This is a genomic window from Massilia sp. Root418, assembly GCF_001425265.1.
Classification (GTDB): domain Bacteria; phylum Pseudomonadota; class Gammaproteobacteria; order Burkholderiales; family Burkholderiaceae_D; genus Rugamonas.
Genome location: NZ_LMEC01000003.1, coordinates 72,030 through 97,309 on the forward strand (window position 1 = coordinate 72,030; position 25,280 = coordinate 97,309).

General features: G+C 63.4%; 17 protein-coding genes and 1 tRNA gene. 2 read left to right on the top strand and 16 right to left on the bottom strand.

What is annotated here, in order from left to right:
- Window positions 1-99 precede the first annotated feature (99 nt).
- The 6 genes from ASC94_RS06755 to ASC94_RS06780 form a co-directional block, all read right to left on the bottom strand.
- Window positions 100-3,642 (bottom strand): response regulator, encoded by a 3,543-nt coding sequence (locus tag ASC94_RS06755; RefSeq protein WP_056392597.1) that lies wholly within the window; start codon window positions 3,640-3,642, stop codon window positions 100-102.
- Window positions 3,639-4,268, bottom strand: coding sequence for a chemotaxis protein CheB (locus ASC94_RS06760; protein ID WP_056392599.1), 630 nt, complete (start codon window positions 4,266-4,268; stop codon window positions 3,639-3,641). The genes ASC94_RS06755 and ASC94_RS06760 overlap by 4 nt, the downstream gene beginning before the upstream one ends.
- Window positions 4,265-5,107 carry a protein-glutamate O-methyltransferase CheR gene (locus ASC94_RS06765; RefSeq protein WP_056392601.1) on the bottom strand — a complete coding sequence of 281 codons (843 nt, stop codon included), beginning with the start codon at window positions 5,105-5,107 and terminating at the stop codon, window positions 4,265-4,267. Before ASC94_RS06765 ends, ASC94_RS06760 begins: the two co-directional genes overlap by 4 nt.
- The gene (locus tag ASC94_RS06770) at window positions 5,104-9,150 is read right to left on the bottom strand and encodes a response regulator (RefSeq protein ID WP_056392603.1); all 4,047 of its coding nucleotides are present in this window, start codon (window positions 9,148-9,150) and stop codon (window positions 5,104-5,106) included. The genes ASC94_RS06765 and ASC94_RS06770 overlap by 4 nt, the downstream gene beginning before the upstream one ends.
- 124 nt (window positions 9,151-9,274) lie before the next feature.
- Window positions 9,275-9,589, bottom strand: a complete 315-nt coding sequence (locus ASC94_RS06775; protein ID WP_056392606.1) for a DUF962 domain-containing protein — start codon at window positions 9,587-9,589, stop codon at window positions 9,275-9,277.
- Between the two features lies 1 nt (window position 9,590).
- Entirely contained in the window at window positions 9,591-10,193 is a 603-nt protein-coding gene (locus tag ASC94_RS06780; RefSeq protein ID WP_056392607.1) for a hypothetical protein, read from the bottom strand.
- Between the two features lie 638 nt (window positions 10,194-10,831).
- On the opposite strand from ASC94_RS06780, the gene ASC94_RS31560 reads away from it, so the two are divergent.
- Window positions 10,832-11,338 (top strand): GNAT family N-acetyltransferase, encoded by a 507-nt coding sequence (locus ASC94_RS31560; protein WP_162251396.1) that lies wholly within the window; start codon window positions 10,832-10,834, stop codon window positions 11,336-11,338.
- Between the two features lie 223 nt (window positions 11,339-11,561).
- On the top strand, window positions 11,562-12,563 hold the full coding sequence (locus ASC94_RS06790; RefSeq protein ID WP_162251397.1) for a DUF4351 domain-containing protein: 1,002 nt from the start codon (window positions 11,562-11,564) through the stop codon (window positions 12,561-12,563).
- Window positions 12,564-12,609: 46 nt separating this feature from the next.
- On the opposite strand, the gene rpoC is transcribed toward ASC94_RS06790, so the two are convergent.
- From rpoC to ASC94_RS06840, 10 genes are all read right to left on the bottom strand, one after another.
- A complete protein-coding gene (rpoC, locus tag ASC94_RS06795) occupies window positions 12,610-16,833 on the bottom strand; it encodes a DNA-directed RNA polymerase subunit beta' (protein WP_056392613.1) in 4,224 nt (1,407 codons plus the stop codon).
- A 79-nt stretch (window positions 16,834-16,912) separates the two neighbouring features.
- A complete protein-coding gene (gene rpoB, locus ASC94_RS06800) occupies window positions 16,913-21,022 on the bottom strand; it encodes a DNA-directed RNA polymerase subunit beta (RefSeq protein WP_056392615.1) in 4,110 nt (1,369 codons plus the stop codon).
- A gap of 254 nt (window positions 21,023-21,276) precedes the next feature.
- Entirely contained in the window at window positions 21,277-21,651 is a 375-nt protein-coding gene (gene rplL, locus ASC94_RS06805) for a 50S ribosomal protein L7/L12 (protein ID WP_056392617.1), read from the bottom strand.
- 76 nt (window positions 21,652-21,727) lie between these two features.
- Window positions 21,728-22,258, bottom strand: coding sequence for a 50S ribosomal protein L10 (gene rplJ / locus ASC94_RS06810; protein ID WP_056392631.1), 531 nt, complete (start codon window positions 22,256-22,258; stop codon window positions 21,728-21,730).
- Window positions 22,259-22,537: 279 nt separating this feature from the next.
- On the bottom strand, window positions 22,538-23,233 hold the full coding sequence (gene rplA, locus ASC94_RS06815) for a 50S ribosomal protein L1 (RefSeq protein ID WP_056392619.1): 696 nt from the start codon (window positions 23,231-23,233) through the stop codon (window positions 22,538-22,540).
- Window positions 23,234-23,235: 2 nt separating this feature from the next.
- The gene (rplK, locus tag ASC94_RS06820) at window positions 23,236-23,667 is read right to left on the bottom strand and encodes a 50S ribosomal protein L11 (protein WP_056392621.1); all 432 of its coding nucleotides are present in this window, start codon (window positions 23,665-23,667) and stop codon (window positions 23,236-23,238) included.
- 114 nt (window positions 23,668-23,781) lie between these two features.
- Complete coding sequence (gene nusG, locus ASC94_RS06825) at window positions 23,782-24,402, bottom strand: transcription termination/antitermination protein NusG (RefSeq protein WP_056392623.1); 621 nt, start codon at window positions 24,400-24,402, stop codon at window positions 23,782-23,784.
- The gene (secE, locus tag ASC94_RS06830; RefSeq protein WP_056392625.1) at window positions 24,402-24,785 is read right to left on the bottom strand and encodes a preprotein translocase subunit SecE; all 384 of its coding nucleotides are present in this window, start codon (window positions 24,783-24,785) and stop codon (window positions 24,402-24,404) included. Before secE ends, nusG begins: the two co-directional genes overlap by 1 nt.
- A 35-nt stretch (window positions 24,786-24,820) precedes the next feature.
- Window positions 24,821-24,896, bottom strand: a tRNA-Trp gene (locus ASC94_RS06835).
- A gap of 74 nt (window positions 24,897-24,970) precedes the next feature.
- The coding region (locus tag ASC94_RS06840) for an elongation factor Tu (RefSeq protein ID WP_082616314.1) at window positions 24,971-25,280 on the bottom strand (310 nt) is incomplete at its 5' end.

Genomic DNA, 25,280 nt, shown 5'->3' on the forward strand with positions numbered 1-25,280 from the left:
GCAAGCTGCTAACCCGCCCTACGCCGATCCCCTGCCACGCCGTCCTGCCGGTGCCCGTAGGGCGGGTTAGCGCAGCGTAACCCGCCAAGCACGCATGCCTCAGCCCTCCGATAGCAGCGCGAACAGCTCCCGGTAACGGAACGCCTGCGTCATATGCCGCAGGCGCAGCGCCAGGTCGGGACAAATGCTCTCGACCGCGGCCAGCGCGCCCGCCAGCCGCTGCTGGTCCAGCGCCACCGAGCCTTCCCTCAGCGCCAGCTTCACTTCGGCCGGCAAGTGCGCCAGCTCCTCCTTCCGCAGCGGCACCAGGCCGGGCGCGGCGGCGCCGCTTTCGGCGCAGGCGGCGCGCTGGAAGCGCACCCCCAGCAGCTGCTCGATGCGGCCATACAGTTCCGCCGTGTCCAGCGGCTTGCGCAGGAAGGCATCCGCGCCCGCTTCCAGCGCCACCTGGCACTGCTCCTCGAACGCGCTGGCCGTGCACATGATGATGCGCACCTCGCCGCAATCGGGCTGGCTGCGGATGCGCCGTATCGCCGCCAGGCCGTCCAGTTCCGGCATGCGCCAGTCCATCAGCACCAGCTGCGGCGCGAAGCTGGCCATGCGCGCCAGCGCTTCCAGGCCGTTGCCCGCGAACGCCACCACGAAGCCCAGCGGCTCCAGCAGCTCCCCCAGCAGCAGCTGGGATTCGCGGTCGTCGTCCACCACCAGCACACGCTTGCCGCGCTCGTGCAGCGGCAGGCCCAGCACCGCGCCGCCTGCCGGCCCGGCCGCCACCGGCGAGGCACACGGCGCGTCGGCCAGCGGCAAGGTCAGCGCAAAGCGGAACGACGAGCCCCGCCCCGGCTCCGACTCCACCTGCAGCTCGCCGCCCAGCAGTTCCACATACTGGCGCGATATCGCCAAGCCCAGGCCGGTGCCGCTTTCGCTGGCCGGGCCGCCCACCTGCACGAAGGGATCGAAGATGCGCTGCAGGTCGCCCGGCGCCATGCCGATGCCGGTGTCGCTGATGACGAAGCTGACGCGCGCCTGCCCCGCCTGCCGGCCCTGCAGCAACTGGCCGCCGGCCCGCAGCTGCACCCGCCCCTGCTGCGTGAACTTGAGCGCATTGCCCAGCAGGTTGATGAGCACCTGGCGCAGTTTGACCGCGTCCACCTGCACGGCCGCCGGCAGCTGTTCCATGACCAGTTCCAGGTCCAGCCCGGCGTTCTGCGCGCGGATGCGCAGCATCTCCGCCACTTCCTCCAGCAGGCGCGCCAGGGCCGTGTCGGCCGCTTCCAGGCGCGTGCCGCCGGCCTCGATCTTGGACAGCGCCAGCACATCGTTGATCAGCGTGAGCAGGTGCCGGCCGGAGCGGTGGATGATGTCCAGGTTGCGCTGCTGGTCCGGCAGCAGGGTGCCGGAACGCGACATCAGCTGCGAGAACCCGATCACCGCGTTGAGCGGCGTGCGCAGCTCGTGGCTCATCTTGGCCAGGAACTCGGACTTGACCTGGCTGGCCGTTTCAGCCGCGTTGCGCGCCGCGATCAGGCTGGCCTCGGCCGCCTTTTGCTGCGAAATGTCGCGCAGGATGCCGATCACGCGCGGCCGCCCGCCCACCTCCACCTCGCTGATCGCCACGTGCATGGGGAATGCGCTGCCGTCGCGCCGCTGGCCTTCCAGTTCCACGCTGCGCAGCGTGGCCGCGCCGGGATCGCGCCGTGCGGCCCGCCCGGCATGCGGGATCAGCTTGCCCACCGGGCGCCCCAGGATTTCCGCTTCCCCGTAGCCGAACATTTCCTCGGCGGCGCGGTTGAAGCTCAGGATGACGCCCTGCTCGTCCAGGGAGATGATGCCGTCGGCCGCGTTGTCGACGATGGCGCGCAGGCTGGCGTTGCGCTCGTCCACCAGTTCCAGCAGGTGGTCGCGGTGGCGCCGCATTTCTTCTTCGGCTTGTTTGCGCTCGGTGATGTCGTGGTGGGTGCCGGTCATGCGCACCGCCTGGCCTTGCGCGTTGCGCAGCACCTGGCCGTCCGACTTCATGTAGCGGATGCTGCCGTCCGGATGGATGACGCGGAACTCGATCTCGTAGGGCTGGTCGCCCTCCAGCGCGCGCTGCATGGCGCGTTCGCACAGCTGGCGGTCGTCCGGGTGGGTGGTGGCCAGCCAGGTCTGGTGCGCGTCGCCCAGCTGGCCGGGCGCCACGCCGCACAGGCGGTACATGCGCTCGTCCCACAGCAGCTCGTTGGTGGCCAGGTTCCAGTCCCAGATGCCGAGCCGCGCCGCGCGGGTAGCCAGCGCCAGCTGGTCCACCAGGTGCGCACGCTCCTCCTCGCCGCGGCGGCGCTGGTCGATGTCCTCGATCAGCACATCGCAGGCCGGACTGCCGGTACTGCCGGCGCGCACGAAGGTGGAGCGCACCCAGCGCAGCGCGCCGTCGCCGCAGCGGATGCGGTGCTCGCACTGGCTGATGGCGCCACCGTCCAGCGCGGCGGCGGCGCGCGCCGCAACCAGCGCGCGCTCCGGCTCGGCCACGATGGTGAGCCACAGCGTGGGGTCGTCGTGGAAGGCCTGCGCCGGATAGCCGGTGACGGCTTCGCAGCCCGAGCCGTGGCCGTGGGAGCGCAGCTGCCCGCCTGCGCGGCGCAGCGAAAACAGCTGGTGCGTGACGGCGCTCAGCAGGCGGCGGTAGCGCTCGCGCGAATCGGACAGCTCGCCGGCGCTGCGGCGCAGCGCCTCGGTGCGCTCGGCCACCAGCGCTTCCAGGCGCGCGCCCTGCTGCTCCAGCGCCACGCGCTGGCGGTACAGCTCGCAGAACACGCGCGCCTTGGACACCAGCACGTGCGGTTCCACCGGCTTGATCAGGTAGTCCACCGCGCCCAGCTCATAGCCCTTGAACTGGGCCGCCCGGTCTTTCATGCCGGCTGTGACGAAAATGATGGGCAAGGTACTGGTGCGGGGATTGGCGCGCAGCAGCTCGGCCGTTTCGAAGCCGTCCATGCCGGGCATCTGCACGTCCAGCAGCACGGCCGCGAAGTCGGCCCGCAGCACCGCGCGCAGCGCTTCCGGACCGGAGCCGGCGCGGACCAGCTGCACCCCGGACTGCTCGGCCAGGTCCGCCAGCAAGCCTTCCAGCGCCAGCAGGTTGGCCGGCTGGTCGTCCACCAGCAGCAGGCGCAGTTGCCCGCTGTCCGGGCCCGCGCGCTGCGCCGCCACCGCGTGCTCCGCCACCGCAGGGCGCTCGGCTGCGGCAATGGCCAGGCGCTGGCGGTACAGCGTGGCGAACAGGCTCACCTTGGCGTGCAGCACCGCCGCGTCGACCGGCTGGACCAGGTAGTCCGCCGCACCGCTGCGGTAGCCCCGCAGCGTGGCGCCGCCGTCCGCCTCGGCGCTGAGGAACACGAGGGGGACCTGGCGCGTTTTCGGATTGGCGCGCAGCAGCGCGGCCGCTTCGTAGCCGTCCATGCCGGGCATCTGCACGGCCATCAGCACCAGCGCGAAATCGCGCCGCAGCACTTGGCGCAGGGCCTCCTCGCCGCCGCCGGCGGTTACCAGCTCCAGCCCGGGCAGGCCGTCCAGCAGCGCGGCCAGCGCCGCCAGGGCGGCGCTGTCGCTGTCCACCAGCAGCACCGGCGCCGTGGCCTGGATGGCAGCGCGCTGGTTCATGCGGTCTCCAGGGCCGCCAGGCGTTGCAGCAGCAGCGGCAGGCTCGCCAGCGTGGCGATGGCGTTCGGCGTGGCGGGCGCGAGCCGGGCCAGCGCGGCGCGCGGCATCAGGTCCATGGCCGCGTCGGCCGGGTCCTGCACGATGGTGTAGCCGCCCAGCCGGGCGATGCACGCCAGGCCGTCGGCGCCGTCCGCGCCGGCGCCGGTCAGCACCACACCGGCCAGCGCGCAGCCATAGCAGGCGGCGGCCGATTCGAACAGCACATCCACCGAGGGGCGCGCGAAACTCACCGGCGCGTCCGCCGACAGCGCCAGCCTGCCATCGCGCTCCACCAGCAGGTGGTAACCGGCAGGCGCCAGGTAGGCGCAGCCGGGCTGCGGCAGTTCGCCCTCGTCGGCTTCCTTCACGCGCAGCGCGGCGCCGCTGTCGAGCAGGCGCGCCAGGCTGTCGCCGGCGCCGGGCGAGAGGTGGATGACCACCAGCAGCGGCAGCGGAAAGTCCGGCGGCAAGGCCGGTAGCACGCGCTGCAGCGCCTCCACGCCGCCCATGGACACGCCCAGCACGACGGCGCGGAAGCGCGGGCGCCGCAGCCGCTGCCGGCCGGCTGCGGGGGAGCGCGCGTTCATGCGGGCGCCCCGGCGGCGTACTGCTTGCGGTAGATGCGGGCCGGCGCGGCCACTTCGCGGTAGCGCGGCGCGACGGCGCGCTGCTCCAGCGTTTCCTTGCTGCCCAGGCAGAGGAAGCCGCCCGGCGTGAGGCAGCCGTCGAACAGCGACAGCAGGCGTTCCTTGAGGGCCGGCTTGAAGTAGATCATCACGTTGCGGCACAGGATCAGCTGCATCTCGCTGAAGTCCGCATCGGTGGCCAGGTTGTGCGCGGCGAACACCACGCCGCGCAGCAGGCCCGGGTCGAACAGCGCGCGGCCATAGCGCGCCACGTAATAGTCGGAGAAGGCGGCGCTGCCGCCGGCCTGCTGGTAGTTCTGCGTGTAGCGCCGCATGTCGCGCAGCTCGAACACGCCCTGGCGCGCGCGCTCCAGCACGGACTCGTTCAGGTCGGTGGCGTAAATGCGGCACTGCCCTTCCATGCCGGCCTCGCGCAGCAGGATGGCCAGCGACAGCACCTCCTCGCCCCCGGCGCAGCCGGCCACCCAGATCTTGGCGTGCGGGTAGGTGCGCAGGTGCGGCAGCACGTCCTCGCGCAGGGCCTTGAAGAAGGTGGGGTCGCGGAACATGTCGGACACGTTGACGGTGACTTCCTCCACCATCGCGCGGCACAGCTGCATGTCGCGCAGCAGCGCCGAGGTGGCCGCGCCGAAGCTGGCGAAGCCCGACCCGGCCAGCCACGCCGACAGCCGCCGCGTGAGCGAGGCGGTGGCGTAGCCGCTGAAGTCGTAGCCGTGCGCCTCCTTGACGGCGCCCACCAGCAGGCCGACCTCCAGCGCCACGATGTCCTGCTCGTTCACGCCGTCTCCCCGGCCTGGTACAGCCACACGCGCATCAGCGAAAACAGCTTGTCCAGCTCTACCGGCTTGGCCAGGTAGTCGCTCGCGCCCGCATCCAGGCACTGCTTCTGGTCGCCCAGCATGGCCTTGGCGGTGAGCGCGATGATGGGCAGGCGCGCCCAGCGCGGATCGCGGCGGATGCGGCGCATGGCCTCGAAGCCGTCCATTTCCGGCATCATGATATCCATCAGCACGATGTCGATGTCCGGGTGCGCCTGCAGCTGCGCCAGCGCTTCGGCGCCATCGCCCGCTTCCACGATGTGCATGCCCTTCTCGGCCAGCACCGAGGACAGCGAGAAGATGTTGCGGATGTCGTCGTCCACCAGCAGCACCTTGCGCTGCTCGAACATGGCTTCCTTGTCGAGCGCGCGGCGGATCATTTTCTGCTGGTCCTGCGGCAGCGAGCTTTCCACCAGGTGCAGGAACAGGCTCACTTCGCCCATCAGCCGCTCCGGACTCTTGGCGCCCTTCACGATGATGCTGTCCGTGTAGCGGCGCAGGCGCGCCTCGTCCACTTCGTTCAGGGTCCGGCCGGAATGCACGATCACCGGCATCTGCGGTGCGCAGGCGCTGTCGCGCAGGCGGTCGAGCAGCTCGAAGCCGCTCATGTCGGCCAGGCCCAGGTCCAGCACCATGCAGTCGTAGCGCTTGTCCGCCAGCAGGGCCAGCGCGGCGCTGCCGGAATGGGCGATGGTGATGTCCAGGCCATCGGTCTGCAGCAGCTCGGCCACGGTCATGGCTTCGAATTCGTCGTCCTCCACCACCAGCAGGTGCTTGTCGGTGCGCGCGATGGCCGCGCCGATGGAATCGAGCACCGCGTCCAGCTGCCCGGCGGTGACCGGCTTGGTGATGAAGCCGATGGCGCCCAGGCCCATGGCCTTCTGGCGGTCTTCCAGGCAGGTGATGAAGTGCACCGGGATGTGGCGCGTGGCGGGATTGTCCTTGATGCTGCGCATGACGCCCCAGCCGTCAATATGGGGCAGCATGACGTCCAGCAGGATGGCGTTGGGGAGATAGCGCTCGGCCAGTACCAGGCCGTCCTCGCCGTCGCAGGCGACAATGGCCTGGAAGCCATGCCCGCGCACGGTATCGCGCAGGATGCGGGCGAACGCCAGGTCGTCCTCCACGATGAGGATGCAGCGGCACTGCGGCTGCACCGCATCGCGGTCGTCATCCATCACCATGGCCGGGGGCGCGGCGGGTACGCCCGGCGGCGCGGCGCCGATCTGGGCGGCGCGGCCCGGATAGGCTGGCGCGCCCAGCGGGGCGGCAGCCGGCAGCGGTGCGGACTGCACCGCGCCCGCGTCGAGCGGCAGGAACAGGGTGAAGGTGCTGCCCGCGCCCGCCGTGCTGCCGAGCCCTATCTCGCCGCCCATGCGGCGCGCCAGCTGGCGCGAAATCGACAGGCCCAGGCCGGTGCCGCCGAACTTGCGGCTGGCCGAGCCGTCGGCCTGCTGGAAGGCGCGGAAGATGCGCTCCTGCTGATCGGCCGCCACGCCCACGCCGGTGTCGCTGACGGCAAACGCCAGCGCCTCGCCGGCCAGGCCGTGTTCGCCGTCCCGCGCGCGGCGCACGTTCATGGCCACCCTGCCCGCCGGCGTGAACTTGACCGCGTTGGCCAGCAGGTTCTTCAAAATCTGCTGCAGGCGCTGGCCATCGGTATGCAACAGCGGCGGCGTGCCGGCGGCGATGTCCACGCTGAAGTCCAGCCCCTGGTGCTCGGCCAGCGGCTGGAACAGGGCCCGCATCTGCTCGGCCACCCCGGCCAGCGCCACGTCCTCCAGGTGCAGCTCGACGCGCCCCGCCTCGATTTTCGACAGGTCCAGGATGTCGTTGATCAGGTTGAGCAGATCCCTGCCCGCACTGTGGATGGTGCCGGCATACTCCACCTGCTTGCCGCTCAGCTTGCCCTCCTTGTTTTGCTGCAGCAAGCTCGACAGGATGAGCATGCTGTTCAGCGGCGTGCGCAGTTCGTGCGACATATTGGCCAGGAACTCGGACTTGTAGGCGCTGGTGCGCTCCAGCTCGTCGGCCTTGCGGCGCAGATCGCGGCTGGCCTGCTCGCTTTCAGCGCTCTTCTGGCGTATCACTTCGCGCTGCTGTTCCAGCAACTGGGCGCGCTCTTCCAGTTCCACGTTGGACTGCTGCAGCTCTTCCTGCTGCGCCAGCAATTCCTCGGTCTGCACCTGGGTCTGCTCCAGCAGGTCCGCCACGCGGCGCCGCGCGTGCTCCACGCCGATGGCCACCGCCGCCGCCTCGGCCGCCTGGCGCAGCCAGGCCAGCGCGGGCGCCTCGAACTGGCCGAAGGTGCCGATTTCCACCAGTCCCACCAGTGCGCCGTTGTGCACCAGCGGCACCGCCGCCACGGCGGCCGGCGCGGCCTGGCCCAGCGCGGACGCCACGTCCAAATAGGCGGCCGGCACCGGCGCCAGCACGGCGACCGCGCCTTCGCGCGCCGCGTTGCCGGCCCAGCCTTCGCCCAGCGCGAAGCCGGCGCGCGGCGCGGTGCCGGGCGTATAGGCGTGACTGGCCGCCAAGGCCAGCCACTGGCGCTCCGCGTCATACAGATACAGCGCGCCCACCGCACCGCCCACGTGGCGCGTGAGGAAACTGGCCACGGCCTGGCTCAGCTCGGCCAGCGGACGTTCGCCGCGCAGCGCGATATTGAGCGCATTGATGCCGGTCTTGGCCCAGTCCTGCAGGCGCTCGTCCTCGCGGTGCAGGCGCAGCGTGCGCGCCATGCGGGCGAAGCCGCGCCCCAGGCTGTGCTGGGCGTCGCTCATGGCGGCGATCGCGCCCACCAGTGCGCCGATCTCGTCGCGCCGCGCCACCAGCGGGCCGATGGCCAGCGCGGACGGCTCGGGCACCTCGCGGCTCAAGTCGCCCGCCGCGATGGCCTCCACCAGCCGGGCGCGCTCGGCGCTGTCCTCGTTGAGCGTGCGCAGCGTATCCAGCACACTGCGGATCTGCCCGGTGAGCGCCAGGTAAGTGCCCACCGCCAGGTAGGCGAAGGCAGCGCAGGCGAGTGCGCTGAGCACCACAGTCCAGGCCAGGCTGCTTTGCGCCCGTTCGATACGCCGCTCGATTTGGCCGCGCAAGGCCGGCGCCAGCACTTCGTTGCCGCCGGCGTAGATCTGGTCGATCAGACTGGTGAACTGCGCCACGTATTCTTCCGAACTGCTGCCGAAGCGTGCGCCGATGATGTCTTCCTGTACCATGCCCAGCGCGACGCCCATGCCGGCTTCCGCGTTCCGGTCCAGCCCGGTCAGCACGCTGCGCAACGCGGGGTTGTAGCTGATGACTTTTTCAAGGTTGGCGGTTTGTAAATCTCGCGCGATGCGGGTGTGGCCCAGCAGGCCGGCCATTTCCAGGCGCTCGGCTTCCGTGACGCGCTTGCGCGCCAGGATGGCGGCGCCGAACGCGCGCGTCTGGCCCAGCCGTTCAGTGAAGAAGGGCAGCTTGACGATGGTGTCCATCAAATAATAGCTGGCGATGTCGGGGTCCAGTGTGAGCGCGCTGGAGTCGGCCACGTCCGAGGCCAATGCCAGCATCTTGGCGATCAGCTGTTCGTGACGCAATGTGTTGGTCTGCTGCGACCACTCCAGCCCGAACTGGCGCAGCGAGCGCCAGTCAGCGCTGACCTCGCGCCAGCGCGGCTGCGCCAGCACCTTGGCTGGCAGTGCTTCGCCCAGCCTGAGGAAGGCCAGGTCCACCTCGGCCGCCTTGGCCTGCAGGCGGGGGGTGAATGACTTATTGCCACCGAGCAGTCCGGCAGCCAGGCCGCGGTCGTGCTGGACCAGCTGGATGGCGCGGTTCAGGCGCACCAGCGCTTCCAGGCCGCGCAATTCCTGGCGGGACGGCTCGATGACCCTGTCGAGCGCGCGGTACAAGCTGAGCTGGAGCACCGCCACGGCGCCCAGCGCGAGCAAGCCCAGCAGCAAAAACTTGTGCGCATAGCGGAGCCTGCCCATCAATTTGATGGCGGGGTAAAACAGGGCCTTCATTAGTCTCCCGATCGGATGTCAGCGCACGCACTGAGGCTAGGATCGGCGCGCGCCGTGGTAGTGTCAAGGAGAAAAAAGATTTGCCGCTCAGCGCTGCGGCGTTGCCGCCACAACGGGGCTGGCCTTAAAAAGCGACGCGGCCAATCAGCATGTCGCGGTACATCACCCAGTCGCCCAACAGGCTATATAAGGGATATTTAAAAGTGGCCGGGCGATTATGTTCAAAAAAGAAATGGCCGACCCAGGCAAAACCGTAACCGGCCAGCGGAACAAACCACAGCAGGCCATAAGTGCCGCGCACCACAGCCGCAGCGATGATAATCAGGATAAGGCTGGTGCCAATAAAATGCAGCCGCCGGCAGGTGGAATTCGAATGCTCTTGCAAGTAAAAGGGATAAAACTCCTTGAAACTCTGAAAGCGCGCATTCGGCTTATCCATTTCAATTCTCCTCGACGCGGCTGGCGTAGGTCAGATCCGTTTCATCGCCCCACACAAATACCTTCGGCTCCTGCAATACGTGCACCAGAAATTGCTGGCGCTCGCGCAGGCGGCGCCGAAAATCCGGCAGCGTATAAAGATTGGGATTAATCTTGCGGCGCAGAATACGCTCGGCAACCGGCAGACGCGACAGCAATTCGCCGTAGCTGGTGTTGTCGCCAATCAGCAGCAATTCTATCTTGTCCTCACTGGCTTCCTGTTCCTTGGCGGTGGCGCCGTACACAAAGGCCACATTCAGCTGGTCCCCAAGCGGCGAGAGCGCGGAATTAAGCACGCTCACCAGGCCGAAAGTTTTACGGACCAGGCTGGATAATTCCGCGTACACCAGGCTTTCCTTGTTCGGACGGAAGCGGCGCACATTGCCGATGCGCTCAGAGACGATCAAACCCGAATCATGAAGGCGGCGCAATTCGCGTTGCGCGGACGCGCTGCCCAGTCCCGTGAGGCGCATGATTTCGTTGAGGTGGAAACCGTCATTAACGCGCACGAACATCAGGCCGAGCAGCTTCTGCTGGGCGGGGGTGAAGAGGGCTTGGGCGATCATGGGCCAAATCTTAGCACGGATAAGCCAGCATCTGGCATAGCATTCGGTAGCCGCGCGGGCGGAAGCCGCATTCTGCCGTGCACCATGTGGCGCCAGCTGGACGCATCGCACAGCCTCCCCTGCTCCCGTACGTCAACACTGCCTTTCCATCTCAACAGGAGCGAACATGTCTTCCTCTCTTCCGAAGGACGAAGCAGGCGGCTTTATGTTGCACCATGGATATTAACGACGTGCACCATGAGGCGGAGCGGGCCAGTATGCGCGTACGGCCATCATAACTCTGCTATTAACTGTTGCTGCGCGCTGGAGCACATTCGGACATAGAAGAGCGGAGCCGGAAATCCCGGAACCCGGGCAGTGCATCATATCGGCGGAGAATTGTTCAAGGCTATCCGCCTGACGTGAAGGATGCCTGCGGCGCGGACGAAAAGACGAGAATGCGAATTAAGGACCAGCGGAGCGTTGTCTTATTCACGCTCATCCAGGCCAGTACGCATGCCACGTCCTGATTTGATCGGCGAACAGGAAAAAGCCATGGCGCCATCGTGTGTCAGTACCCCTATATGCTACCGCTCCAAAGAAGCGACATTCATGGCAGAATAGGCGTCTCCTCAGATCAACAACCCTTATGGTCCCGTATGAAATTAGTTGAAGCGCAAACTGACGACCTATGCCGAATCGTCGATATCGTCAACGAAGCTTATCGCGGAACCGGCTGGACGAGTGAGGCGGAACTGATTAGCGGGCCGCGCGTGGATCTGCAAACCTTGCAGGAAATCGCCGGCGGCGGCAGCACAACCGTATTTGCGGCCAAGGATGAGAATATCGGCTTACTCGGCTGCGTATCCCTCAGCCCGGGCGACGACAGCCAATGGTATCTTTCCATGCTGGCGGTTAATCCAGCCATTCAGGCCGGCGGCACAGGCAAAGCCATTATGGCCGCTGCGGAAAGTTATGCCCGCGAGCACGGCGCCACCGCTATCAAGATTTCTGTCATCCAGCAGCGCGACAGCCTGATCGCGTGGTACGAGCGGCGCGGCTACCGCAAAACCGGTGCAGTCCTGCCCTTCCCCTACGACGATCCCAGCGTCGGCATCCCGCTGCGCGACGATTTGGCGCTGCTGACGCTAACCAAGCCACTGTAAATCCTGCTTTACATTCGGCGCAAATGTGCCATCCTGTAGTTGTGAGGTGCTGCTGTTCCGGATTGACTCAAGCTACCGGGCGGGTACATCACAGAAGTAAGGGGGCCGCTTTCGTAGTGGCCCCTTCTATTTTGCTTGCTCACTGCGCAAAGCAAGCTGCGCGGTATCAACTCCCCACCGGCCCGGCCATGCCACCATACTCCTTCAATCCATGGGAGCCGCGATGGCAGACAACTACGATACGCCTTGGAAAAACACGGTCCGCGCTTATTTCCCGGAGTTTATGGCCTTCTATTTTCCGGCCGCGCACGCTGACATCAACTGGACGCAGCCGATCGAATTTCTTGACCAGGAGTTGGCCCAGCTGGCAACCGATGCTGTGATCGGACCGCGCCGTGTCGACAACCTGGTGAGGGTCAGTACGCTCAGCTCGCCGGAGCAAGCAGTCCTGGTGCACGTGGAAGTCCAGAACTGGCCCGGCCGCAATTTTGCCGAGCGGATCTTTATCTACAATTACCGCATCTATGACCGTCATCGGGGTCCGGTCGCATCGATGGCCGTCACCGCCGACAGCGGCTTGCGCAGCCCGCCGAACCGTTTTGGCTACGAGGCCTTCGGCTGCAGCCTCTGGCTGGACTTCGCCGTGGTTTCCCTGGCCCGCTACGCGCGGGATCTTGATCATTTATTACAAAGCAACAATCCATTTGCCTTTTTGACGGCGGCGCATGTGCTGGCGCTGCGCACTCGGCTCAAGCATGACGACCGTTACGCCGCCAAGCTGCACCTGATTGAGCAGCTTTACGAGCGCAATTGGGACAGCGGGCGTACCATGGACTTCGCGCGAGCGATAGGCTGGATGATGCGCTTGCCCGCTGAGATGGAAACCAGCCTGTGGCAAGAAATCGAGCAGAAGAGAAAGGAGCATGCCGTGGAATATTTACTGCCGTTTGAGCGGGAGGCGCTCGAAAAGGGCCTACAAAAGGGCCTGCTAGAGGGACTGGAGAAGGGCCTGGAAAAGGGCATTGAAGAAGGCCTCCAACAAGGCCGGCAACGCGGGCAGGCTGAATTGATAGCGCGCCAGGCGAGCAAGCGCTTCGGACCGTTGCCCGATTCCATTCAGCAGAGGCTGGCTGAGGCGAGCACCGAGCAGCTGGGTGCATGGGCCGACGCCTTGCTGGGTGCGGACACGCTGGACGACATCTTCGGACCGCAGCAGACGGCCTAAAAAAAAACGCCACCCGAAGGTGGCGTTTTGCTTTGGCGCTTGGAGATTACGCTTCGTCGCTGTTGTGCGGAACTTCTTCCGGCAGCTCGGCCACGATGGCCGCGCGTTCCGCGTCCAGCAGGGCCTTGCGTTCTTCCGCTTCCCAGACTTCCTTCTCGCGGCGGGCGCGGTGGAAGGCCAGACCGGTACCGCCTGGGATCAGACGGCCCACGATCACGTTTTCTTTCAGGCCGCGCAGACCGTCGCGCTTGCCCATGATCGCTGCTTCGGTCAGCACGCGGGTAGTTTCCTGGAACGATGCGGCCGAGATGAACGAATCGGTCGACAGCGATGCCTTGGTAATACCCAGCAGCACGTTCTCGTAGGTTGCAGGAATCTTCTGAGCCGCATTCATGCGGTCGTTTTCTTCCAGCAGCTCGGAACGCTCCACCTGCTCGCCGACGATGTAGTCGGTGTCGCCGGCGTTGACGATCTGAACACGGCGCAGCATCTGGCGCACGATCACTTCGATGTGCTTGTCGTTAATCTTCACGCCCTGCAGACGGTACACGTCCTGCACTTCGTCAACGATGTAACGCGCCAGCGCTTCGATACCCAGCAGACGCAGGATGTCTTGCGGATCGGCAGGGCCGTCCACGATCATCTCGCCCTTGTTCACCACCTGGCCGTCGTGCACCAGCACTTGCTTGTCCTTGGTAATCAGGAACTCGTGCTTGTTGCCGTCCATGTCGGTGATTTCCAGACGCTGCTTGCCCTTGGTTTCTTTACCAAACGCAACCGTACCGGTGACTTCCGCCAGCATGCCCGCGTCTTTCGGCGAACGTGCTTCAAACAGCTCGGCAACGCGCGGCAGACCACCGGTAATGTCGCGGGTCTTCTGCGATTCGGTCGGGATACGCGCCAGAACCTCACCCACGGACACTTGCTGGCCGTCTTTCACCATGATCAGCGCGCCGACCTGGAAGCCGATCGCCACTGCGTGTTCGGTGCCGGCGATCTTCACTTCGGCGCCGTCTTCGTTCAGCAGTTTCACCTGCGGACGCATGGTCTTGGTCAGCGAACCGCGGCGCTTGGCATCGATCACCACCAGGGTCGCCAGACCGGTCACTTCGTCCACCTGGCGGGCCACGGTCACGCCTTCTTCGACGTTCTCGAAACGCACCGTACCGGCGTACTCGGTGATGATCGGACGGGTCAGCGGATCCCAGGTCGCCAGGGCCGTACCGGCCTTGATGACCATGCCGTCCTTGACGATCAGGGTCGCGCCGTACGGCACTTTGTGACGCTCGCGCTCACGGCCGTGGTCGTCGGTAATCAGCACTTCACCGGAACGGGAAATGACGATTTGCGCGCCCTTGCCGTTGGTGACGTAACGCATGGTCGAGGTGAAGCGGATGGTACCGTTCGACTTCGCTTCCACGCTGGAGGCCACTGCCGCACGCGATGCCGCACCACCGATGTGGAAGGTACGCATGGTCAGCTGGGTACCCGGCTCACCGATCGACTGTGCCGCCACCACACCGACTGCTTCGCCGGAGTTCACCAGCATGCCGCGGCCCAGGTCGCGGCCGTAGCACTTGGCGCACAGGCCGTAGCGCGTGTCGCAAGTCAGCGGGGTACGGACCTTGACTTCGTCAATGCCCATGCGCTCGACTTCTTCCACCATGTCTTCGTCCAGCAAGGTGCCGGCTTCGAACACAGTTTCCTGGGTTTCAGGATTGACGATGTCGGTGCCAGCCACGCGGCCGAGGATACGGTCGCGCAGGGCTTCGATCACTTCACCGCCTTCGACCATCGCCTTCATCAGCGTGCCGTTCGAGGTGCCGCAATCATCTTCAATGACGACCAGATCCTGGGTCACGTCGACCAGACGGCGGGTCAGGTAACCCGAGTTCGCGGTCTTCAGTGCCGTATCCGCCAGACCTTTACGAGCGCCGTGGGTCGAGATGAAGTACTGCAACACGTTCAGGCCTTCGCGGAAGTTCGCGGTAATCGGCGTTTCGATAATCGAACCGTCCGGTTTCGCCATCAGACCACGCATACCCGCCAGCTGGCGAATCTGCGCTGCGGAACCGCGGGCGCCCGAGTCGGCCATCATGTAAATCGCGTTGAACGATTCCTGGGTGGTGGTGGTGCCGTCGCGCTTGACAACGTCTTCCACTTTCAGCTGGTCCATCATGGCCTTGCCGACTTCGTCCGAGGTCTTGCCCCAGATGTCGACCACCTTGTTGTAACGCTCGCCTGCCGTCACCAGACCCGAAGCGTACTGCTGCTCGATCTGCTTGACTTCGGACTCTGCAGCCGAAATCAGGGTGACTTTCTGTGGCGGTACCAGCATGTCGTCCACGCAGATCGAAATACCGGCGCGGGTTGCCAGGCGGAAGCCGGACTGCATCAGCTGGTCGGCGAACACCACGGTGGCGCGCAGGCCGCACTTGCGGAACGACGTGTTGATCAGCTTCGAGATTTCCTTCTTCTTCAGCGCGCGGTTCAGCACGGAGAATGGCAGGCCCTTCGGCAGGATCTCGGACAGGATGGCGCGGCCGACCGTGGTTTCATAACGGGTCAGGGTGCGCACGAACTCGCCGGTCGCCGGATCTTTTGGATTCTCGACGATACGCACGGTGATGCGCGTGGTCAGTTCGACTTCCTTGTTGTCGTAGGCGCGGATCACTTCGGACACGTCCGGGAACAGCATGCCCTCGCCCTTGGCGTTGATCGCTTCGCGGGTCGCGTAGTACAGACCCAGCACGATATCCTGCGAAGGCACGATGGACGGTTCGCCGTTCGACGGGAACAGGATGTTGTTCGAGGCCAGCATCAGGGTGCGGGCTTCCATCTGCGCTTCGATCGACAGCGGCACGTGGACAGCCATCTGGTCACCGTCGAAGTCGGCGTTGAACGCCGCGCAGACGAGTGGGTGCAGCTGGATGGCCTTGCCTTCAATCAGGACCGGCTCGAACGCCTGGATGCCCAGACGGTGCAGCGTAGGCGCACGGTTCAGCATGATCGGGTGTTCGCGGATGACTTCTTCCAGGATGTCCCACACCACCGGCTCTTGAATCTCAACCAGTTTCTTGGCCGCCTTGATGGTGGTAGCCAGACCCATCAGTTCGAGCTTGTTGAAGATGAACGGCTTGAACAGTTCCAGGGCCATCAGCTTGGGCAGACCGCACTGGTGCAGTTTCAGCTGCGGACCCACCACGATCACCGAACGGCCCGAGTAGTCGACGCGCTTGCCCAGCAAGTTCTGCCGGAAGCGGCCGCCCTTACCTTTGATCATCTCGGCCAGCGACTTCAGCGGACGCTTGTTGGCGCCGGTCATCGCTTTGCCGCGACGGCCGTTGTCCAGCAGCGAGTCCACTGCTTCTTGCAGCATGCGCTTTTCGTTGCGCGTGATGATCTCTGGAGCGCGCAGCTCCATCAGGCGTTTCAAGCGGTTGTTACGGTTGATGACGCGGCGATACAGGTCGTTCAGGTCGGAGGTCGCAAAGCGGCCGCCGTCCAGCGGGACCAGCGGACGCAGTTCCGGCGGCAGCACCGGCAGCACTTCCATGATCATCCAGTCCGGCTTGATGCCGGAGCGCTGGAATGCTTCCAGCACTTTCAGGCGCTTGGCGTACTTCTTGATCTTCGCTTCGGACTTCGATTCCTTCAGTTCCACGCGCAGGGTCTCGGCATCGCGGTGGATGTCGATCGAGCGCAGCAGTTCACGGATACCTTCGGCGCCCATGAAGGCGGTGAAGTCGTCGCCGTACTCTTCGTACTTGGCGGCGTAGTCGTCTTCCGACATGATCTGGCACTTCTTCAGCGGGGTCATGCCGGGATCGGTCACGACGTAGGCTTCGAAGTACAGCACGCGTTCGATATCGCGCAGGGTCATGTCCAGGACCATGCCCAGGCGCGACGGCAGCGATTTCAGGAACCAGATGTGCGCGGTCGGCGAAGCCAGCTCGATGTGGCCCATGCGCTCGCGGCGTACCTTGGCCAGCGTGACTTCCACGCCGCATTTTTCGCAGATCACGCCGCGGTGCTTGAGGCGCTTGTACTTGCCGCACAGGCACTCGTAGTCCTTGATCGGGCCAAAGATCTTGGCGCAGAACAGGCCGTCGCGCTCAGGCTTGAAGGTGCGGTAGTTGATGGTTTCCGGCTTTTTGACTTCGCCGTAGGACCACGAACGGATTTTTTCAGGAGAGGCCAGACCGATCTTGATCGCGTCGAACGTCTCGTTTTGCTGAACTTGCTTGAATAGATCGAGCAGAGCTTTCATGTATCACTCCAGGTGATTGAATTCTTAAAACTGCCCCGCCGCACAGGCGGCGGGGCGTGCCGTGAATCTAGCCGAAGCCTTAGTTGCGTTCCAGGTCGATATCGATACCCAGGGAACGGATCTCTTTCACCAGCACGTTGAACGATTCCGGCATGCCCGCGTCGATCACGTGGTCGCCTTTGACCAGGTTTTCGTACACTTTGGTACGGCCGTTCACGTCATCCGACTTCACAGTCAGCATCTCCTGCAGCACGTAGGACGCGCCGTATGCTTCCAGTGCCCACACCTCCATCTCACCGAAGCGCTGGCCGCCGAACTGGGCTTTACCGCCCAGTGGCTGCTGCGTCACCAGCGAGTATGGACCGGTGGAACGCGCGTGCATCTTGTCGTCCACCAGGTGGTGCAGCTTCAGCATGTGCATCACGCCGACGGTGACCTTGCGCTCGAACGCTTCGCCGGTGCGGCCGTCGTACATGGTGACCTGGTTCTTCGACGGGGTCATGCCCAGTTTGTGGGCGATCTCGTCAGGGTAGGCCAGGTCCAGCATGCGGCGGATTTCCGATTCGTGCGCGCCGTCGAACACCGGCGTGGCGAACGGCACACCCTTTTTCAGGTTGTGCGCCAGCTTCATGATCTCTTCGTCGTCGAACTGGTCGATGTCCTCAGGACGGCCCGACTCGTTGTACACGGTGGTCAGATACTTGCGCATCTCTTCCACTTTGATCTGCTGCGCCAGCATTTCGCCGATGCGGATGCCCAGGCCCTTGGCAGCCCAGCCCAAGTGGGTTTCCAGGATCTGGCCCACGTTCATACGGGACGGAACACCCAGCGGGTTCAGCACCACGTCGGCCGGCGTACCGTCGGCCATGTACGGCATGTCTTCCACCGGCACGATACGGGAAACCACACCCTTGTTACCGTGGCGGCCTGCCATCTTGTCGCCCGACTGCAGGCGGCGTTTCACGGCCAGGTAGACCTTGACCATCTTCTGCACGCCTGGCTGCAGCTCGTCGCCTTGCGTCAGCTTCTTGCGCTTCTCTTCGAAGGCCAGGTCGAACTGGTGGCGCTTCTCGTTGATGGATTCCTTGATGGCTTCCAGCGCGGTAGCGGCGGCGTCGTCCGCAGGGCGGATGTCGAACCAGTGGTACTTGTCCAGATCGTCCAGGTATTCCTTGGTGATCTTGGCGCCCTTGGCCAGCTTCTTCGGACCGCCGTTGACCACTTGGCCGATCAGCATCTTTTCCAGACGCTGGAAGGCGTCGCCCTCCACGATACGCATCTGGTCGTTCAGGTCCAGGCGGAAGCGCTTCAGCTCGTCGTCGATGATCTGCTGGGCGCGCTTGTCGCGCACGATGCCTTCGCGGGTGAACACTTGCACGTCGATCACGGTGCCGACCATGCCCGAAGGCACGCGCAGCGAGGTGTCTTTCACGTCCGACGCTTTTTCGCCGAAGATGGCGCGCAGCAGCTTCTCTTCCGGGGTCAGCTGGGTTTCGCCCTTCGGCGTCACTTTACCGACCAGGGTGTCGCCGGCGGTCACTTCCGCGCCGATGTAGACGATACCGGACTCATCCAGACGAGCCAGCTGGTTCTCAGCCAGGTTCGAGATGTCGCGGGTGATTTCTTCCGCGCCCAGTTTCGTGTCACGGGCAACCACGGACAGCTCTTCGATGTGAATCGAGGTGTAGCGGTCGTCTTTCACCACGTTTTCGGAGATCAGGATCGAATCTTCGAAGTTCAGACCATTCCATGGCATGAAGGCCACGGTCATGTTCTGGCCCAGTGCCAGCTCGCCCAGGTCGGTCGATGCGCCGTCGGCGATCACGTCGCCCTTGGCCACGCGGTCGCCCACTTGCACGATAGGACGCTGGTTGATGTTGGTGTTCTGGTTGGAACGGGTGTACTTGATCAGGTTGTAGATGTCCACACCGACTTCGCCAGCTTGCGCTTCTTCGTCGTTGACGCGGATCACCACGCGGCCTGCATCGATGTAGTCCACCACGCCGCCGCGCAGCGCTTGCACGGTGGTGCCCGAGTCGACCGCCACAGTGCGTTCGATACCGGTACCGACCAGCGCCTTTTCAGGACGCAGGCAAGGCACAGCCTGGCGTTGCATGTTGGCCCCCATCAGCGCGCGGTTCGCATCATCGTGTTCCAGGAACGGAATCAGCGAGGCTGCCACGGACACGATCTGGCCTGGGGCCACGTCCATGTACTGGATGCGCTCCGGCGACACCAGGATGGTTTCGCCGGCTTCACGGGCCGACACCAGCTCGTCGCTCAGCTTGCCTTCGTTGTTGATGGTCGCATTCGCCTGGGCGATGATGTAGCGGCCTTCTTCAATGGCGGACAGGTAGTCGATCTTGTCGGTGACGACGCTGTTCTCCACCTTGCGGTACGGGGTTTCCAGGAAACCGTACTCGTTCAGGCGGGCGTACAGTGCCAGCGAGTTGATCAGGCCGATGTTCGGGCCTTCAGGCGTTTCAATCGGGCACACGCGGCCGTAGTGGGTCGGGTGCACGTCGCGCACTTCGAAGCCGGCACGTTCGCGGGTCAGACCGCCAGGGCCCAGGGCCGATACACGGCGCTTGTGGGTGATTTCCGACAGCGGGTTGGTCTGGTCCATGAACTGCGACAGCTGGGACGAACCGAAGAACTCGCGGATAGCAGCCGAGATCGGCTTGGAGTTGATCAGGTCGTGCGGCATCAGGTTGTCGGCTTCCGCCTGGCCCAGACGCTCTTTCACGGCGCGCTCAACGCGCACCAGGCCGGCGCGGAACTGGTTTTCAGCCAGTTCGCCCACGCAGCGTACGCGGCGGTTACCCAGGTGATCGATGTCATCGACTTCGCCGCGGCCATTGCGCAGCTCGACCAGGATCTTGATCACGGCCAGCACGTCTTCGTTCGACAAGGTCATCATGCCGGTCAGTTCGTCACGGCCGATGCGGCGGTTGAACTTCATGCGGCCGACGGCGGACAGGTCGTAGCGGTCGGCGCTGTAGAACAGGCCGTTGAACAGCGCTTCCACCGATTCTTCGGTTGGCGGCTCGCCTGGACGCATCATGCGGTAGATCGCGATGCGGGCGGCGGTCTGGTCCATCGTGTCGTCGATGCGCAGGGTCTGCGAAATGTAGGCGCCCTGGTCCAGATCGTTGGTGTACAGGGTCTGGATGTCGGCGATCGACGCGTCGCGCAGGCGTGCCAGCACGTCTTCGGTCAGTTCGTCATTGGCGTTGGCCACCACTTCACCGGTTTCCGGATCCACGATGTTCTTGGCCAGCACACGGCCCAGCAGGTAGTCTTCCGGCACGGAAATGTGCTTCAGGCCAGCCGCGTCGATGTCGCGCACGTGCTTGGCGTTGATGCGTTTGTCCTTGGCGACCAGCACTTTGCCGGTTTTCGGGTCCACCACGTCGAAGCGCGCAACTTCGCCGCGCAGGCGCTCGGCCACGAATTCCATCTCGGCGCCTTCGGAGCGCAGGTGGAAGTTGTCGAACACGAAGAAGTTCGCCAGGATCTGCTCCGGCGTCATGCCGATGGCCTTCAGCAGGATGGTCACTGGCATCTTGCGGCGGCGGTCGACGCGGAAGAACAGGATGTCTTTCGGGTCGAACTCGAAGTCCAGCCACGAGCCGCGGTAAGGAATGATGCGGGCCGAGAACAGCAGTTTGCCGGACGAGTGGGTCTTGCCGCGGTCGTGCTCGAAGAACACGCCCGGGGAGCGGTGCAGCTGCGAAACGATAACGCGCTCAGTACCGTTGATCACGAACGAACCGGTGGTGGTCATCAGGGGCAGTTCGCCCATGTAGACTTCCTGTTCCTTCATTTCCTTGACGACAGGCTTGGTTGGCGATTCCTTGTCCAGGATCACCAGACGCACCTTGGCGCGCAGCGGCGACGCGAACGTCAGGCCGCGCAGCTGGCATTCCTTGACGTCAAAGGCGGGGTCGCCCAGCACGTACGACAGGAACTCGAGACGCGCGAAGCCATTGTGCGAAACGATGGGGAAAATGGAGGTGAAGGCCGACTGCAGGCCGTCATTCTTGCGCGTCGACGGTGCGATGTCTTCTTGCAGGAAGTTGTGGTAGGACTCGAGCTGGGTAGCCAGCAGGAACGGAACGTTGTGGACGTTGGCGCGCTTCGCGAATGACTTGCGAATGCGTTTCTTCTCAGTAAATGAGTAGTGCATGGACACTCCGTGAGTGACAGAAAGGATAGAAAATTCAGGTTTTGCAAGGTGCGCTGCGGAACGAACGTCACACAGACGAAACCTCAAGCCTCTATCATTTCAGGTCGATATGATCAAACTGCGGCGCAATGATGTGACAACTACGCGCTACAAATACGACAAAGACGACAAAGGAGCCAAAGCCGGCATTCCTCCCTTTCGGAAGGAATACCTCACTTTGGCTCGGGCGAAAACTGCTCGCCGGTACAACTAGATTACTTCAGATCGGCCTTGGCGCCAGCTTCTTCCAGCTTTTTCTTGCCGGCTTCAGCGTCAGCTTTCGACAGGGCTTCTTTCACGACTTTTGGTGCGCCGTCAACTACGTCTTTAGCTTCTTTCAGGCCCAGACCGGTGATTTCGCGAACAACTTTGATCACGCCAACTTTGTTTGCGCCAACTTCGGACAGAACCAGGTTGAATTCGGTCTGCTCTTCAACTGCTGCGCCAGCTGCTGCGCCGCCGGCTGCTGGAGCGGCCATTGCTGCTGCCGACACGCCGAATTTTTCTTCGAAAGCTTTAACCAGGTCGTTCAGGTCCATTACGGACATTTCGGACACTGCGTTCAGGATATCGTCTTTGGAAATTGCCATTTGAAACTCCTAATTTATTTGTATGCTACAGAATTGTTTACTTGAGAAAAAAAGCGCGATGCTGTTGCCGTAGCAATTAAGCAGCGGCGGTTTCTTCGGCTGCAGGAGCAGCTTCCGAACCTTCGCCTTTTTTCGCTGCCAGAGCAGCCAGACCACGTGCAAAGCCCGATACCGGAGCCAGCATAACGCCCAACAGCTGCGAGATGAGGACTTCACGGCTAGGAATGCTCGCCAGCGCGGTAACAGCAGCTTTATCCAGCTGCTTACCTGCGTAGTTGCCGGCGATGATGACCAGTTTGTCGTTGGTTTTGGCGAAGTCGTTGATGACTTTCGCTGCTGCAACGGCATCATCCGAGATCGAGTAGATCAGCGGACCGGTCATGCTGTCAGCCAGGGCGGCGAACTGCGTACCTTCTACTGCACGGCGGGCCAGGGTGTTCTTCAGAACACGCAGGTATACGCCTTGGGTACGCGCTTTAGCACGAAGTTGCGTCAAGTGAGCAACCTGGATGCCACGGTACTCGGCCACGACCACGGTTTGCGCAGTTGCTACTTTTGCGGAAACTTCGGCTACGACGGCCTTTTTGTCATTCAGATTGAGACCCACGGTCAACCTCCTTAAATGATGTTTGGCAAATGCCGCACATCGGTTCGAACAACGGCGTCCGAGGTTAGGAGTCCAATGGACTGCAAAACTTGTTCGGGTACACCATCTGCGTTGGGCGCTTGTGGCGATTAAGCGGAAAGCCTGCCTGCTGCCCCCACCCCAACGGTCTTTGATTGCCTGGCGGCTTGCACCGCCAGCCCAAAGATGCGCCCGGTTTGCACCGGGACTTAATTCTTTGGCGGGTTACGGCGCTGCGCGCCTGACCCGCCCTACGCCTGCTTAGGCTGCCAGGCCAGCGTGGTCCACACGGACGCCAGCGCCCATGGTCGACGAGATCGCTACTTTGCGCAGGTACACGCCTTTCGACGATGCCGGCTTGGCCTTGTTCAGCGCTTCGATCAGGGCAACCAGGTTGCGCTTCAGATCGGCGTCGTCGAAGGACTTGCGGCCGATGGTGGCGTGGATGATACCAGCCTTGTCGGTACGGTACTGAACCTGGCCGGCTTTCGCGTTTTTCACGGCGGTAGCAACGTCAGGGGTAACAGTGCCAACCTTCGGGTTAGGCATCAGGCCGCGTGGGCCCAGGATCTGGCCCAGGGTACCAACGATACGCATGGTGTCTGGCGAAGCGATGACGATGTCGAAAGGCATGTCGCCGGCTTTGACGCGCTCGGCCAGGTCTTCCATACCAACAACGTCGGCGCCGGCTGCTTTAGCCGCTTCAGCCTTTTCGCCCGAAGCGAACACGGCTACGCGTACGGTCTTGCCGGTGCCAGCTGGCAGCACGACGGAACCACGCACAACCTGGTCGGATTTCTTAGGATCCACACCCAGCTGTACCGACACGTCGATCGATTCGTTGAACTTGGCGGTGGCCAGTTCTTTGATCAGAGCAACTGCGTTGTCGAAAGCGTACACTTTGGTACGGTCTACTTTAGCCTTGATGGCTTGAGCGCGTTTGGACAGTTTTGCCATGATTAGATGCCCTCTACCGTGATGCCCATCGAACGTGCGGAACCAGCGATGGTACGCACTGCTGCGTCCATGTCGGCGGCGGTCAGGTCCGGGGTCTTCAGTTTTGCGATTTCTTCAGCTTGGGCGCGGGTCAGCTTGCCGACTTTGTCGGTATGTGGCTTCGGCGAACCCTTGGTGACGCCCGAGTGCTTCTTGATCAGGTACGTCGCTGGAGGGGTCTTCATCACGAAGGTGAAGGACTTGTCGGCGAAGGCGGTGATCACGACCGGGATCGGCATGCCTGGTTCCATACCCTGGGTCTGCGCGTTGAACGCTTTGCAGAATTCCATGATGTTCAGACCGCGCTGACCCAGCGCTGGACCGATTGGAGGGGATGGGTTTGCTTTACCGGCTGGCACTTGCAGCTTGATAAAGCCAATGATTTTCTTTGCCATTTGGGCACTTCCTATCTTTGGGTTTGAGTAGTAGCGCCCCGCCGGTACAGCTTGGCAGGGCTCCTCTTGGTGGATTCGGCCGGAGCCGCGCTCCGTGGGCGCTTGCTGCTAAACTTAAACCTTCTCGACCTGGCCGAACTCAAGTTCAACCGGGGTGGCGCGGCCGAAGATGGTGACCGAGACGCGCACCTTGGACTTCTCGTAGTTCACTTCTTCCACGTTGCCGTTGAAGTCGGTGAACGGACCGTCCTTGATGCGGACCTGCTCGCCCACTTCGTACAGCACTTTCGGACGCGGCTTCTCAACGCCTTCCTGCATTTGCTGCATGATCTTGTCGATCTCGCGCGCAGGAATCGGAGTAGGCTTGTTCGATTTGCCGCCGATGAAGCCGGTCACCTTGCTGGTGTTTTTCACCAGGTGCCAGGTTTCGTCGGTCATCTCCATTTCCACCAGCACATAGCCGGGGAAGAAACGGCGCTCGGTGACGGACTTCTGGCCATTCTTGACTTCCACCACTTCTTCGGTGGGGACCAGGATCTGGCCGAACTGGTCTTGCATGCCGGCGCGCTCGACGCGCTCGGTCAGCGCACGCTGGACGCTCTTTTCCATACCGGAATAAGCGTGCACAACATACCAACGCTTATTGCTGACTGGCGTGCTCAGCGGTGCGGCGGCATCTTGTGCCGGTGCCGGAACTTCGCCCGGCACGTCGTCTTGCTGCACATTTTCGCTCATTATTGTTTCCAACCCAGAATCACGTCGTACAACAGGAATTCCAGCAACTTATCCGTGCCCCAGAGGAACACAGCCATTACCAATACAAAGGCAAACACGATCATCGTGATTTGCGTTGCTTCTTTGCGCGTAGGCCAAACGACTTTTTTGGTTTCGCGGACGGCTTCTTTGGCGAAATTCAGGAAATCGCGGCCGGAGGTAGAGGTGTAAGCAATGCCGGCGGAAATAAGCAAACCACCCACAAGCGCAGCTGCCCGCACCAGGGATGGTTGACCTGCCAGGTAAAAGAACCCGACTACGCCTGCAATCGCTGCAACCACTGCCAGCACGACTTTGAACTTGTCGTTTGACGTGCTAACGGTTTGCACGGATTGATTAGACATTCTATTTTACTTTCGGTGCCCTGCACCAGATTCGGTGGCAGGGGCGGAGGGCCTCGAACCCCCAACCTTCGGTTTTGGAGACCGACGCTCTGCCAATTGAGCTACGCCCCTACGTAAAACTTGATCAGTGAATCCGCAATTATAGCACCCGACTGCAGTCGGGCGCTAGTCTTTGGCGCGAATTCTTAGCCGAGGATCTTGGCAACGACGCCAGCACCCACGGTACGGCCGCCTTCGCGGATTGCGAAGCGCAGACCTTCTTCCATGGCGATCGGGTTGATCAGCTTGACAGTGATCGACACGTTGTCGCCTGGCATAACCATTTCTTTGTCCGCTGGCAGCTCGATCGAACCGGTCACGTCAGTCGTACGGAAGTAGAACTGTGGACGATAGTTATTGAAGAACGGGGTGTGACGGCCGCCTTCGTCTTTCGACAGAACATAGATCTCGCCGGTGAAGTGGTTGTGCGGCTTGATCGAGCCTGGCTTCGCCAGA

Coding starts and splice junctions, on each gene's coding strand:
- ASC94_RS06755 (WP_056392597.1), bottom strand. CDS start 3,642: ATGAACCAGCGCGCTGCCATCCAGGCCACGGCGCCGGTGCTGCTGGTG.
- ASC94_RS06760 (WP_056392599.1), bottom strand. CDS start 4,268: ATGAACGCGCGCTCCCCCGCAGCCGGCCGGCAGCGGCTGCGGCGCCCG.
- ASC94_RS06770 (WP_056392603.1), bottom strand. CDS start 9,150: ATGAAGGCCCTGTTTTACCCCGCCATCAAATTGATGGGCAGGCTCCGC.
- ASC94_RS06775 (WP_056392606.1), bottom strand. CDS start 9,589: ATGGATAAGCCGAATGCGCGCTTTCAGAGTTTCAAGGAGTTTTATCCC.
- ASC94_RS06780 (WP_056392607.1), bottom strand. CDS start 10,193: ATGATCGCCCAAGCCCTCTTCACCCCCGCCCAGCAGAAGCTGCTCGGC.
- ASC94_RS31560 (WP_162251396.1), top strand. CDS start 10,832: ATGAAATTAGTTGAAGCGCAAACTGACGACCTATGCCGAATCGTCGAT.
- ASC94_RS06790 (WP_162251397.1), top strand. CDS start 11,562: ATGGCAGACAACTACGATACGCCTTGGAAAAACACGGTCCGCGCTTAT.
- rpoC (WP_056392613.1), bottom strand. CDS start 16,833: ATGAAAGCTCTGCTCGATCTATTCAAGCAAGTTCAGCAAAACGAGACG.
- rpoB (WP_056392615.1), bottom strand. CDS start 21,022: ATGCACTACTCATTTACTGAGAAGAAACGCATTCGCAAGTCATTCGCG.
- rplL (WP_056392617.1), bottom strand. CDS start 21,651: ATGGCAATTTCCAAAGACGATATCCTGAACGCAGTGTCCGAAATGTCC.
- rplA (WP_056392619.1), bottom strand. CDS start 23,233: ATGGCAAAACTGTCCAAACGCGCTCAAGCCATCAAGGCTAAAGTAGAC.
- rplK (WP_056392621.1), bottom strand. CDS start 23,667: ATGGCAAAGAAAATCATTGGCTTTATCAAGCTGCAAGTGCCAGCCGGT.
- nusG (WP_056392623.1), bottom strand. CDS start 24,402: ATGAGCGAAAATGTGCAGCAAGACGACGTGCCGGGCGAAGTTCCGGCA.
- secE (WP_056392625.1), bottom strand. CDS start 24,785: ATGTCTAATCAATCCGTGCAAACCGTTAGCACGTCAAACGACAAGTTC.